Annotated in this window: 7 protein-coding genes; all 7 read left to right on the forward strand. The window is 50.6% G+C overall.

The window, feature by feature from the left end; all coding sequences use genetic code 11:
* Window positions 1–356: 356 nt before the first annotated feature.
* The 7 genes from ACYVB1_RS09845 to ACYVB1_RS09875 all read left to right on the forward strand — a co-directional run bounded on the left by ACYVB1_RS09845 (window position 357) and on the right by ACYVB1_RS09875 (window position 13,171).
* Window positions 357–3,743 carry a ThuA domain-containing protein gene (locus ACYVB1_RS09845; protein ID WP_460923335.1) on the forward strand — a complete coding sequence of 1,129 codons (3,387 nt, stop codon included), beginning with the start codon at window positions 357–359 and terminating at the stop codon, window positions 3,741–3,743.
* Between the two features lie 620 nt (window positions 3,744–4,363).
* Window positions 4,364–5,341 carry a ThuA domain-containing protein gene (locus ACYVB1_RS09850; protein WP_460923337.1) on the forward strand — a complete coding sequence of 326 codons (978 nt, stop codon included), beginning with the start codon at window positions 4,364–4,366 and terminating at the stop codon, window positions 5,339–5,341.
* A 204-nt stretch (window positions 5,342–5,545) separates the two neighbouring features.
* Window positions 5,546–7,858: an outer membrane protein assembly factor BamB family protein gene (locus ACYVB1_RS09855; RefSeq protein ID WP_460923339.1), complete on the forward strand. Its 2,313-nt coding sequence runs from the start codon at window positions 5,546–5,548 to the stop codon at window positions 7,856–7,858.
* Window positions 7,859–7,927: 69 nt separating this feature from the next.
* The gene (locus ACYVB1_RS09860; protein ID WP_460923341.1) at window positions 7,928–8,830 is read left to right on the forward strand and encodes a sugar phosphate isomerase/epimerase family protein; all 903 of its coding nucleotides are present in this window, start codon (window positions 7,928–7,930) and stop codon (window positions 8,828–8,830) included.
* Between the two features lie 72 nt (window positions 8,831–8,902).
* Window positions 8,903–10,234: a GntP family permease gene (locus ACYVB1_RS09865; protein WP_460923343.1), complete on the forward strand. Its 1,332-nt coding sequence runs from the start codon at window positions 8,903–8,905 to the stop codon at window positions 10,232–10,234.
* A 40-nt stretch (window positions 10,235–10,274) separates the two neighbouring features.
* The gene (locus ACYVB1_RS09870) at window positions 10,275–11,111 is read left to right on the forward strand and encodes a fumarylacetoacetate hydrolase family protein (RefSeq protein WP_460923345.1); all 837 of its coding nucleotides are present in this window, start codon (window positions 10,275–10,277) and stop codon (window positions 11,109–11,111) included.
* A gap of 338 nt (window positions 11,112–11,449) precedes the next feature.
* Window positions 11,450–13,171: an IlvD/Edd family dehydratase gene (locus ACYVB1_RS09875; RefSeq protein WP_460923347.1), complete on the forward strand. Its 1,722-nt coding sequence runs from the start codon at window positions 11,450–11,452 to the stop codon at window positions 13,169–13,171.
* Window positions 13,172–13,232: the final 61 nt, after the last annotated feature.

Here is a 13,232-nt window from a genome sequence, read left to right on the forward strand (position 1 = left end):
ATATCATCAACTTAAGAGAAACAATTTGATAATCATATCTGTCAACGCCCTTGCTGAGCCTTTTGACCAGCATTTGTTGGTGAAAACACACCACATCGGCAGCGAAGGCTTAAGTGGACGGCTTTAGGGGAACAACTGTCCTGAGACTTCGGTGAAACTGCTGATAATAGTTTAGTAAACCATTGCTTTGTTCGTGCTGTGGTCCCTTTCCAGATTCAGGCTGCTTGGGCTTATAGAAACTGCTGTTCGGTTGCCCTTCTTCTAAAGGCACAACACCAGATACTGAACCTTTCGTTTGCCTAAACAACATGAAAATCATAAATTTAGAAAGGAATAGCTAAACTAATTCAGCCTACATGACCCTAAAGCAACACCCTTATAGATTGTGCAGGCACGTCCTGTTTTATATCCTGCTAGTCTTTCTGTGGAGCTGCTCCGGAGAGAAAGAGAACAGCATCCTCATCTTTTCAAAAAACAGCACCACGCAGCAAACTTCTGATGCGGCCATGGCAGCCCTGGCAGCCTATGCGGCTGAAAATGGCCTGCAGGCAGACACTACCACCAACCCGGCCTACTTTGCAGAAGATTCCCTGAAAAGATACGGATCCGTTGTATTCCTGAACACATCGCAGGATGTTCTAAACACGCGGCAGCAAAACGAGGTGGAGCGCTTTGTGCAGGCCGGAGGAGGCATTGCTGGTATTCATGCTGCAGGCAGTTCCCGTTACCAGTGGCCCTGGTTTAACCGCATGCTGGGAGCTACTTCTGTAAAACAAGCTGATAGCTTGGACACGGCTTCTGAAGTAAACATGCAGTTGGTAGGAGGAGAAGGCGCGTTAACAGAAGGATTATCCAAAAGCTGGAAGCAGCAGGACGCTTTTCATACCACCTATGCTTTAAGTTCTGATGCTACTGTACTGGTGGAAGGAGAAGAGAAAGAGCCGGTGTCCTGGTACCGGGAATACGATGGCGGGCGTATGTTCTTTACAGCGGCGGGAGGTACTGCTGCAAGCTACCAGAACCAGGACTTCCTGCAGCATGTGCTGAATGGTATCAAATATACATTGGAGGGTCCTGCGCTGGATTATGATAAGGCCTATACCGAACAGGTGCCGGAAGACAACCGCTTTCTGCAGGTAGTGCTGGATACCTACCTGCACGAGCCGATAGAAATGGAGATTCTGAACGATGGACGGGTGCTGTTCATCGAGCGCCTGGGCAGTGTAAAGCTGTATGACCCGGAAAAGAAAGCCACGAAGGTGCTGGCCAAGCTGGATGTGCATACCGAAGGGAACTACGAAGATGGCTTGCTTGGCCTGGAACTGGACCCTGACTTCGACCGGAATAACTACATTTACCTGTACTACTCGCCTGTAGGTGATGAGGCGGTGCAGAACCTCTCGCGGTTTAAGTTATTGGGCGGCGACAGCCTGATCATGCGTTCCGAAAAAGTAGTGATGCAGGTGCCTGTGCAGCGCGAAACCTGCTGCCACTCTGCCGGAAACGTTTACTTCGGGCCGGACGGCCTGCTGTACCTGACGACCGGCGATAATACCAGTTCAAAAGAATCGGATGGCTTCACGCCCATCGATGAGCGGCCGGGACGAGGACCCTTCGATGCGCAGAAATCATCCGGCAATACCCATGACTTGCGCGGCAAGATACTGCGGATTAAAGTACACCCGGATGGGTCTTACTCCATACCAGAAGGTAACCTGTTCCCGCGTGATGGCTCACAGGGCAGGCCGGAAATTTATGTGATGGGCGCCCGCAACCCCTACCGTATGACGGTGGACAAACGGGGCTTTGTATACTGGGGAGATGTGGGTCCGGACGGAGGAGTAGCCAATGAGCGAGGACCGCTGAGCCAGGACGAATGGAACCAGGCGCGTAGCCCCGGCAACTATGGCTGGCCTTATTTTGGAGGCGACAACAAAGCTTACGCTGATTTCAACTTCGCCACCAATGAGGTGGGGCCCAAATTTAACCCACGACGGCCAGTGAATGAGTCGCCGAACAACTACGGCTCTAAAGTGCTGCCTCCTGCCCGCGAAGCGATGATCTGGTACCCTTATGGTGAGTCTGAGGAGTTTCCGATGCTGGGCACCGGTTCGCGTTCTGCCATGGCCGGGCCATTCTATTACGCGAACGATTATCAGAAGTCCCGAAGCAAATTTCCAGATTACTACGATAACAAGATGTTCATTTATGAGTGGGCGCGCGACTGGATGAAAGTGCTCACCTTCGATGAAGAAGGGAACCTGCAGAAAATAGAATCATTCCTCGATAGCCAGGAGTTTGCTCACCCAATCGATGTGAAGTTTGGGCGCGACGGAGCCATGTATGTGCTGCAGTATGGGGCCAACTACTTTGCCCGTAACCCGGATGCCACGCTGGTCAGAATTGAGTATGCCGAAGGCAACAGGCAGCCGATTGCGCAGATAATGGCAGCGAAAACAGTAGGAGCAGCGCCTTTCAAAGCACAGTTCTCTGCCGCGCAATCCTTTGACTATGATAAAGAGGACGAACTGACTTATGCCTGGGAATCAGGTGCCGGTGAGCAATCTACAGACATAGCCCCTGTCTTTACTTATACCAAACCGGGTGTTTACCGGGCAAAGCTGACGGTGACAGACAAGGAAGGGGATATAGCAACAGCTGAGACTGAGATAAAAGTCGGAAACGATGTACCGGAGGTGGCCATTCAAATTGCCGGTAACCGCAGTTTCTTTTTCGACAACAGAGTCCTGAACTATAAGGTGAGTGTACGTGACAAAGAAGACGGGCAGCTAAACAGAGGCATTGCCGCCAGCCAGGTGAAATTTGCGGTGGATTATCTCTCAGAAGGAAAAGACCTTGCTTTGCTGAGTTCTAACAGCCAGAATGCCGAGGGAGGCTCTGTGAAGTTTGTAAGAGGAAAAACCCTGATAGCAGAAAGTGATTGCAAGTCCTGCCATGCCGTAGCCGACAAGTCCATAGGGCCAAGCTACAAGGAAGTAGCGGTGCGCTATAAAGGCAATGATGCGGCTTTGCCTATGCTGGCAAAAAAGATTATTACAGGAGGCAATGGCAACTGGGGTACGGCGATGATGGCCGCACATCCGCAGCACTCGGTGCAGGAAACCACAGAAATGGTGAAGTATATCCTGTCGCTGGCAGATGGTGCCCAGGGTAGCTTGCCTTTGGCCGGCACTTACAGGTTGAACGAACACATAGGTGGCGGCGAGTCCGGTACATATATTGTCTCGGCAAGCTACACCGACAAGGGCCATCCCGTAACAGGTCCGCTCACCGGGCGGGAAGTGGTACTCCTGCGCCACCCAAAAGTGCAGGCAGAGGACTTCGCTTCGTTCCTGAACGTAGGGCGGCAGCAACCCCACGGAGACGGGCCTTCGCTTGTGACTGATATCCGGGACAAGTCTTATATCTCCTTCCGCGATATCGATTTAACAGGCATCAAGACGCTGACATTTAACCTGGCAGTTGGAACAGACGGAGGCACTATTGAAGTAAGGGCAGATGCTCCGGACGGAAAGCTGCTAGGTACTGCCACTGTGCCTTCGAGCCCTGACCGATCCGGGTGGGGGACGACCAGAACCATCACTGCACAGGTAAAGGACCCGGGTGGTGTAAACGAGTTGTTTTTTGTGTTCCGTAACATGGAGGTGAAAGACAGGCCCCTGATGATGCTGGATTGGATCCGGTTTAATCTGGAAGATGGTCTGGACATGGCCGCTAATTGACAAACCTGAAACTATCATAAAGAATAAAGGCCCCTGTGGATGCAGCGGGCCTTTATTTTTAAAAGCATGTTTCCAGCAGGCTTTGAAAAACCGTGAGGCAAGTTGCTGTTCCTGCTGTATTCGTGTTTGAAAGGTAAGCCTTGGTGTCAACTCTCTATACTTTACAGCGCCAGGAGAAATGAAATTGTTGTTGAAATCGGTTGCATTTACTGAATAATTTTCTAAATTGATTTTTTCTTTAGCTGTGTTCTGCTGCATGTTATGGTAGATAGGCTGTTTTCTGGCAGGAAAAAGGCTGCAGGCTTATAGCTGATGCAGATTATAGTGGGCTATCAGGTGATCATAATGCACTTTGCCCACCGGATTCCTGATGCCATGCTTCCGGTTAATAATCAGATGCCGCTGAGTTACCTCATTTTATAAAATCGTTTACACGCTTCTTTTGAGCTGTGACTGTTCCAGATGTTTCGGCCTTTGTTCAGTGAATTAGAGGTATCTGGTGTTTTATCTGATAAGTGATTAATCGCTTGGCAGCTCACTTTGTGATGTCGTACCAAGTCTTTCGAACATTAGAGAAAGGTTTCTATACCATTACCTGTTTAACCTAATTAATCTGCTGTATGGCTAATTCTAATATCCGCAAGATCTCCTATCAAAATGACATCAGGTTATGCGCTCTTCGGCTCGTCAGGCAAATGGAAGCATACAGGTTCTCAACTTCTCTTTTTAGTGCCGTAGCGATTCTTTTATGTGCATTTGCACTGCTCGGCCTTAACTCTTTCACAAACCAGGCAAGGGCGCAGACGAAGAAAATTGTGTTCCTGGCCGGACCAAAAGACCACGGTGTTCTTGGCCGGCATGAATACGAGAAGGATTTGAGGATGCTCGCCCAGTGCCTGGAAAGCTCACCAAACCTCAAAGGTGTCACGACAAAGGTTTTCGTTGGCAAAGCTCCCCGGGACCTGAATGAGTTGAAAGACGCTTCGGCGATCGTCATCTTAAGCAGTTCAGACCGGGCTGCGAATGAAACACATCCTTTGTTCCCTCCTGATCCGACGACAGACCATATGAATTACGATCCTGAGACCCAGGCATACCTGAAGGAGCTGGACAAGCTGATCAAGACTGGAGTAGGCGTCGTGGTGTTTCATTACGCTAACTGGGTGGAGAACTGGACGGCACGCAGGTACTTCATGGATTGGACAGGAGGACTTTGGGTGCAGGGAGGATCAAGAAACCCGAACGACCAGTGGTCCATGGCTCCAAAAAACGAAAGCCATCCTGTGTTGAGAGGCGTGAAGCCCTGGACGTACAGAGACGAAGTTTTCGTGCGGTTCCTGCTGCCGATGGATGAAAAGCGGACCGATCTGCTTATAGGCACGCCAGCAAAATCACCGGAGGGCCCTCAGGTGGCGGCATGGGCTTACCAACGCGAGGACGGTGGCCGTGGCTTCGTGATGGGCGGTGTAGATTACCACGATAACATGCAGACAGTAGAAGACTACCGGCGCTTCCTGCTGAATGGAATTGTTTGGGCTGCGGGAATGGAGGTGCCTGCTAATGGCGTGCAATCCAACGTTCCGAAAACGGTAAAATAAGCCAGTGCGGCGGCAGGTTCGCAACAGTGCTGTTTTGAGGAGCGAGTGCGGTGGCTTATTGTCGCAGCAATTCTTTCCAGGCTCGTCCAGACAAACCAGATAAAACTGCCAACCATTTTCGGTGCAGAACATTCAGAGCAAAATTAATTTCAGTACAGGAAAATGCCTTTTATGAGCTCGCATAACTTTGGAAGATTACCAACTATGATTTGCAGGGCAGTACTGCTGCTAACAATCTGTGTGGGGTGTAATGGCGTAGTCAGGCAGGAATCTAAGCAGCAGGTGCATCAGTCTGCTGCCGACAAGCATATAACATGGAAAGACTACGGTGGTGGTCCTGATCAGTCAAAGTACGTTGTGCTCGACGAGATCACGAAAGCAAATGTAAATCAGCTTCAGACGGCGTGGTTTTATTCTACCGGCGATGATAATGTGTACCAGTTCAACCCGATTGTTGTCGACAGCGTGATGTACGTGCTGGCAAAGAACAACTCGCTCATCGCCCTCGACGCCACAACCGGAGAAGAAATCTGGATCCATGCCAACCTCCGGGGAATTGCAAGGCGCGGCATTAACTATTGGGAAAGCAAGGACCGTAAAGACCGGAGGCTGCTCTTTCAGATGAATGATTACCTGCAGGCAATTGACGCCCGCACCGGTAAGTCGATTCTTTCTTTTGGCGAGAATGGCTTAGTTGATTTAAAGAAAAACCTGGGCCGCGACCCCAACACAATTGCGCGCGTGCAGTCAGGCACCCCCGGAAAGGTATTTGAGAACCTGATTCTTTTAGGTTCATCTACCGGCGAGGGCTACTTTTCCGCCCCGGGTCATGTTCGCGCTTATAATGTGGTGACAGGTGAGTTGGCCTGGACATTTCATACGATTCCGCAGCCCGGTGAATATGGCTATGATACCTGGCCCAAAGACGCCTACCAATATGTTGGCGGTGTAAATACCTGGGGCGAGATATCAATTGACGAAACCCGGGGCATCGCGTACTTCCCGCTCGGTTCCCCAACCTACGATTACTATGGGACCGACCGTATTGGGAGCAACCTGTACGGCAACAGCCTATTGGCTTTAGATGCCCGAACGGGAAAGCGTTTATGGCACTACCAGATGGTGCATCATGATCTGTGGGATTACGACGCAGCAGCGGCTCCTCAGCTGGTGACGGTGCAGCATAACGGGAAAAAGGTTGATGCGGTGGCACAGGCCTCCAAGAACGGGTTCCTTTTTGTGTTCGACCGCGTGACGGGAGAGCCGCTTTGGCCAATTGAAGAACGGCCGGTGCCGGTAAGCGAAGTACCGGGAGAGCAGGCCTGGCCTACACAGCCTTTCCCGACCGTAGTGCCTCCTTTCGCCCGCCAGCACATGACTGCGGATGATATTACCCCATATTTTCTAACCTCCGAAGAGCGAGTTGCCTTGAAAGCAAGAATTGATTCGATGCAAACTGGTCTTTACACCCCGCTCTCGCATAAACGCGAGACACTTGCTTTGCCAGGCGCTGTAGGGGGAGCCAGTTGGGGTAACACCGCAGCCAACCCGGAGCAGGGAATGGTTTATGTGCTGAGCATCGACTGGCCGTCTTTCTATGAAAAACTGGAGAAGCGGGAAGCTGCATCAAACGAGGTGAAGCCTGCCATTATAAGTGAGGTCGAAGGTGGCCAGCATACTTACACACAATACTGCCAGCCCTGCCATGGCGCAAACCGTGCGGGCTTGGTAGGACCATCTCTCCTGGATGTAGGGGGGCGGCTTACTTATAAAGATTTCCAGCATGTGGTGATGACAGGCAGAGGTGACATGCCTGCCTTCCAGCACATAGACCAGCCAACGATGCAGCGCCTGTACAGCTTTTTGAAAGGCGAGACCGGTAAACCTGTGCAGGAAGAGCAGGAGGAGGTAACCATGCCTGCCGGACCCGTGGTGGCGTCAGGAGGAGCACCTGGAGGACAAGAATTACGTCGGGTAGGTGAGAAGAGCGAAGGAAAATTTGGGCCACTCTACCCTGAAGGCACTGATGCACCCTCTGTGCGCTACTTTACCCAGGGCTGGGGCTTGGGGCACGCTGAGTTGATTAGTCCTCCCTGGTCGTCGCTCATTGCCTACGACTTGAATAAAGGAAAGATAAAATGGAAAGTGCCGATTGGCCTGGACCAGGACGCAGCTGCGGAAGGTGGTAAAAATACAGGTGTGCCCCGTGCGCAACGAAACGGAATGGTGGTGACATCGACGGGCATCGTTTTCTCTACTGCCAAAGACGGAAAGGTTTACGCCTTTGACGCAGATAGTGGCAAGGTGCTATGGACAGGTGAACTTCCCACCGGCACCGAGGGGCTCCCCGCCATGTACGAAGTGAAAGGGCGCCATTTTCTTGTGGTTACTGCCACGACACCGCTGAAGTGGGCGCGCGAGAAAAAGGAAAGCGAAGTAGAAGGGCAGCGCGCAAAGCCGCAGGGGGGCTATGTCGTTTTTGCTTTACCACAGCTTGCCTCACAGAAAAAACAGTGAACCTTTTAACGATTATATATTATATAGCAGCATATTGAATCAATAACCGGAACCAACAAGCGCTAACTTATGAACAGAAGAACATTTGTTTTCAGATCGTCAGGACTCATTTTATCCGCATGGGTTTTACCCTCCTTCAGTCTCGTATTCAAGGATAAAATGGACCGGATAGGAATGGGGACAGTGCTGTTCAGGAACAGGTTTCAGCAAACAAAGCCGGAGCATGTCGAAAACATCCAGCATGAGTTGACTCTCCTGGATGTGCCGGCATTTTACAGGGACAGGTTTGGTATAGACAAAGTGGAGTTCTGGAGTTATCATTTCGACTCACTGGAGCGACCTTACCTGGAGAAACTGAAGGGAAAACTAAAAGCTTCCGGTTCCACCTTGCTCAACGTACAGCTCGACGGTCCTGTTGATTATAACCTCGCAGCCACAAATGAGGACGAAAGGCTGAAAAGCATCGCACATGCAAAAAGCTGGATGGATGCAGTTGCCTTTCTTGGTTCCAAGGCGATACGCATCAATCCCGGGAGTGGAACCGGATCAGTTGAAAAATCTATCCAGTCCATGAAGGAGGTAAACAAGTATGCAAAGAGCAAAGGACTGGTGCTGCTGACCGAGAATCATTTTGGAATCGAAATGGATCCGGAAATACACCTGCGAATCAACAAGGCAGCAGGACCAGACAACCTCCACACGCTGCCTGATTTTGGCAACTATCCAACAGAAACCATGTATCAGTCGCTGGAGAAAATATTACCCTATGCGTACATGGTCTCTGCCAAGGCTGCTGCCTTTAACAAGGATCTGGAGCATGTCTCCTATGATTTTGACAAGTGCGTCAGGCTTGCCGAGCAAAAGGGCTTTAAAGGTGTCTATTGTGTGGAGCAATGGAGCCGGGATGACCAGGATGTTGATTATGAAAAAGTGGGAGACTGGCTTGTAGAGCATGTGAAGCGGAATATTTAGGAGCCACTAAGCGGGTAAAAGTGACTTTAACTATATAAAGATATTCTCCTTGTCTGACCTATAACTCTCTCTATGGCAGTTTTCTATTTGCTTCTCTGTGTCGTACTCATCATCTTACTAACCACACGCCTTCAGGTACACCCTTTTATTGCCCTGTTTCTGGTTGCCATTTTTTATGGGGTTGTGACAGGAATGCCCCTTGAAACTATTGTGCAGTCCATCAACGCCGGGTTCGGTGAAACACTGGGTAAGATAGGTCTTATTATCATTTTTGGAGTAATCATCGGGGCTTTCCTGGAGAATTCCGGCGGCGCCTATGCACTGGCCGAGAAAGTGCTCCGGATAGTCGGGCAAAAACGGGTGACAGCAGCCATGGGCATTATCGGTTACTTCGTTTCCATCCCTGTTTTTGCTGACAGTGGTTTTCTGCTCGTTTCTCCCCTCAACAGGAGCCTGTCCAAAAAAGCAGGCATATCCCTGGCTGGCCCTGCTATTGCACTTGGCCTCGGCCTTACCGCCACGCACACCATGGTGCCACCCACGCCGGGTCCTATCGCCGCTGCCGGTATTTTAGGTGCTGACCTTGGGTTTGTGATGCTACTGGGCTTGCCAATCAGTGCGCTGGCGTTGGCGGTAGGCTTGTTGTATGCCACGAAATACGCTGCTAAAACTTATATAGAGCCCAATCCACAGACCACAGAAGAAGAAATAAACCTGCTGCTGAAAGATGCCCCGGGGCCTTTTAAGTCTTCCATACCTGTACTGGTGCCCATCCTGCTGATTGTTGCGAAATCTTCTGCGCAATACTTAAACCCGCTTTTGAGTCCGGATGCTTATCATGTTATCTTGTTTCTCGGAGAACCAGTGGTGGCCTTGTGCATCGGAGCGTTTTTGTCCTTGATTCTTCCTAAAAAGTTAAAGCCGGAAATGCTGTCTGCACAAGGTTGGATTGGAAACGCCTTACGGGATGCGGCATCCGTTATCCTGATAACGGGAGCAGGAGGAATCTTTGGGAAAATTCTGCAGAACTCTGGCATAGCTGCTACTTTAGGCGAAGCATTGGCTGGCGTGCACCTGAATATCTGGTTGCCCTTTCTGTTGGCAGCAGCTATTAAAACGGCACAAGGCTCTTCTACCGTTGCTTTGATCACAACTGCTTCTATTGTGCTCCCGATGATGACGTCGCTCGGGTTTGAGACTGAACTGGAGAAAGCCATGGTGGTGATTGCCATTGGTGCAGGCTCTGCGGTGGTATCCCATGCAAACGACAGCTTTTTCTGGGTCGTGACGCAGATGTCCGGGATGAAGGTGAGAACGGGGTACAGGCTATATACTGTGGGAACATTGGTGCTGGGCGGCTCAGCCGCTTTTTTTCTTTTTCTGAGCTACCTGCTTTTTACATGATGCTAAACCTGATTTTGATTTGTAATAAATAAAAAATCTCATGAAATTATACAGAACGCAACAAGGTGTTGTTATCGAGAAGGATGAAGCCTTCTATCCTGTAAAGGATCAGCAGTGGGACGATTTTCTGAATGATGACCAGCTTTACGAGAAAATGCTGCAGATAACCCAGACTACATCTCCGGATCCGGGTGCAGGCGATCTGCTTGAGCAGGGGCTCCTTGCTCCGGTTCAAAGCCAGGAAATCTGGGCAAGTGGGGTTACCTACTACCGCAGTAAAGTGGGCCGGCAGGAAGAGTCGAAAAAGAGCGGTGGAGGAGAGTTTTATGCCCTGGTATATGAAGCGGAAAGGCCAGAACTGTTCTTTAAGGCAACAGCGCACCGCACGGTAGGACCGGGAGGAAAGGTACGCATACGCAAAGACTCTGATTGGAACGTACCCGAACCGGAGCTGACCCTGGTGATTACCTCATCCGGGAAAATTGTGGGCTACACCATTGGCAACGACATGAGTTCCCGCAGCATTGAAGGAGAAAACCCGCTGTACCTGCCACAGGCGAAAACCTATGATGGCAGCGCAGCAGTAGGTCCTTGTGTCCTCGTGACAGAAGAGCCGTTGCCGGCAGACACACTTATCGAAATAGAAATCCTTCGTGAGGGCGACAGGGTCTTTAGTGGCAGCATCGAAATCTCACAGATGAAGCGCAAGCCGGAGGAGTTGGTGTCCTTTCTCTACAGAGAATGCTCCTTTCCTTACGGTAGCTTGCTGATGACCGGAACAGGCATTGTGCCCGAAAACGAATTCACACTGGAGCAGGATGATGAAATCAGAATTACGATTGCCCCTATCGGCACGCTGGTAAATTTTGTGGAGTAGGGTAAGCCTGCTCATCTCTGGGGGGCGGTGAACAAATACTTTTGCAGAAATTTACTTTCTCGGAGGGGTAGGAGGCAATGCCGTCAACTTAAGGAAACAGCAGCTAGGGTGTCATTTCGAACGCAGTGAGAAATCTGTGTTATTTCATGACCCCGCAATATCTCAGATTTCTCACTGCGTTCGAAATGACACATGGGTTAGGAGGGGGTTTAGAACATCCAAATGCTAAGTTACAAGCTGTTGGTGAAAACACACAACAGCGGCAAGAACAGGCGAGGTAGAAGGTTTCGGACTAAATCCTGACCTCAATCATATCACAGTAAATAACATAAGAATATATGTCAACAGATAAGAAATTAAGAAGCTACGATTGGTTTGGGAAGTCTGACAAGATGGGATTTGTGCACCGGTCCTGGCTGCGCAACCAGGGTTACCCTGATGATTACTTCAAGGGGAGGCCTGTTATTGGCATTTGTAACACCTGGTCGGAGCTGACGCCCTGTAATGGGCACCTGCGCGACTTTGCAGAAATAGTAAAAAGAGGGGTGATAGAGGCCGGTGGCTTTCCGCTGGAGTTTCCGGTTACCTCGCTGGGGGAAACCATCATGCGGCCTACTACCATGTTGTTCAGGAACCTGGCCGCCATGGATACAGAAGAATCTATCCGGGCGAACCCGCTGGATGGGGTGGTACTGCTGACAGGCTGTGATAAAACTACACCCTCCACGCTGATGGGAGCCTGCAGCGTGGATCTTCCTACTATTATAGTGCCGGGAGGGCCTATGCTGAATGGCCGGTACAGGGGAGAATGTGTAGGCTCGGGATCATTTAACTGGCTGCACAAGGAGAAGCAGAAGGTAGCAAACTTTTCAGATGCCGATATTCACGAAATGGAAATAGGAGCGGCCCGCAGCCAGGGTCACTGCATGACTATGGGCACGGCTTCCTCCATGGCTTGTATGGTGGAATCGCTGGGGCTGACGCTGCCGGGAGCTGCTGCCATCCCTGCGGTGGATTCGCGCAAGAAGGTGCTGGCCCAGCTCTCGGGCAGAAGGATTGTTGAAATGGTTAAAGAAGACCTGAAGCTCTCCAGAATCCTAACGCGTGAGGCTTTCGAGAATTCCATTGTCGTGAATTCTGCTGTAGGAGGTTCTACAAACTTTCTCATCCATCTGCTGGCAATTGCCGGACGGATTGGGGTTGACTTGAATATAGAAGATTTTGACAAAATAGGAAGCAAGATTCCTTTGCTGGTCAACCTGAAGCCATCCGGGGAATTTTTAATGGAAGAGTTCTTTTATGCCGGAGGGTTGCCTGTCGTTATCAAGGAAATCAAACAGTATCTTCATCAGGGTGCTATAACCGTAAATGGCCGTGGCATTGGCGAGAATACTGCTGAGGCCACCTGTTATAATACGAATGTGATTGCATCCATCGATAGCCCCTTTAAAAAGGAAGTTGGCATTGCTGTGCTGAAAGGAAATCTCTGTGAGAATGGAGCAATCATCAAACCTTCCGCCGCTTCGCCGGAGCTAATGCAACATCGCGGGCGGGCGGTGGTATTCGAAACCATTGAAGACTATCACGCGCGTATTGATGATCCGGAACTGGATATTGATGAAACCTGTGTGATTGTGCTGAAAGGAGTGGGGCCAAAAGGTTATCCCGGCATGCCGGAGGTCGGTAATGTGGACCTCCCGGAAAAGCTGCTGCGGAAAGGAGTGCGGGACATGGTGCGTATTTCCGACGGAAGAATGAGCGGTACGGCAGCCGGCACAGTGGTGCTGCATGTGTCTCCTGAGTCTGCTGTTGGTGGAACCCTGGCCCTGGTGATGGACGGCGACATGATCGAGCTGGACGTGCCAAACAGAAGGCTCCACCTGGATGTGAGTGAAGAAGAACTGCAAAAACGAAGAGCAGCCTGGATACCGCCTGCGCCCATGGCTGTTAGAGGGTACGTGAAAATACACATCGATCATGTGCAGCAAGCCCACCTGGGCGCCGACCTGGATATACTACGGGGCGGTTCCGGTTCAGAGGTGACGCGTGATCTGCATTGATTGAAAGAAGCTCTCAAGCTTAGGTTGCGCTTTATAGCAACCTAAGCTTGAGAGCTTGGTG

Source organism: Pontibacter brevis, assembly GCF_054779655.1.

Bases quoted from the DNA above. Each gene is read 5' to 3' on its own strand.
- ACYVB1_RS09845 (WP_460923335.1), top strand. From the start codon at position 357: ATGACCCTAAAGCAACACCCTTATAGATTGTGCAGGCACGTCCTGTTT.
- ACYVB1_RS09850 (WP_460923337.1), top strand. From the start codon at position 4,364: ATGGCTAATTCTAATATCCGCAAGATCTCCTATCAAAATGACATCAGG.
- ACYVB1_RS09855 (WP_460923339.1), top strand. From the start codon at position 5,546: ATGATTTGCAGGGCAGTACTGCTGCTAACAATCTGTGTGGGGTGTAAT.
- ACYVB1_RS09860 (WP_460923341.1), top strand. From the start codon at position 7,928: ATGAACAGAAGAACATTTGTTTTCAGATCGTCAGGACTCATTTTATCC.
- ACYVB1_RS09865 (WP_460923343.1), top strand. From the start codon at position 8,903: ATGGCAGTTTTCTATTTGCTTCTCTGTGTCGTACTCATCATCTTACTA.
- ACYVB1_RS09870 (WP_460923345.1), top strand. From the start codon at position 10,275: ATGAAATTATACAGAACGCAACAAGGTGTTGTTATCGAGAAGGATGAA.
- ACYVB1_RS09875 (WP_460923347.1), top strand. From the start codon at position 11,450: ATGTCAACAGATAAGAAATTAAGAAGCTACGATTGGTTTGGGAAGTCT.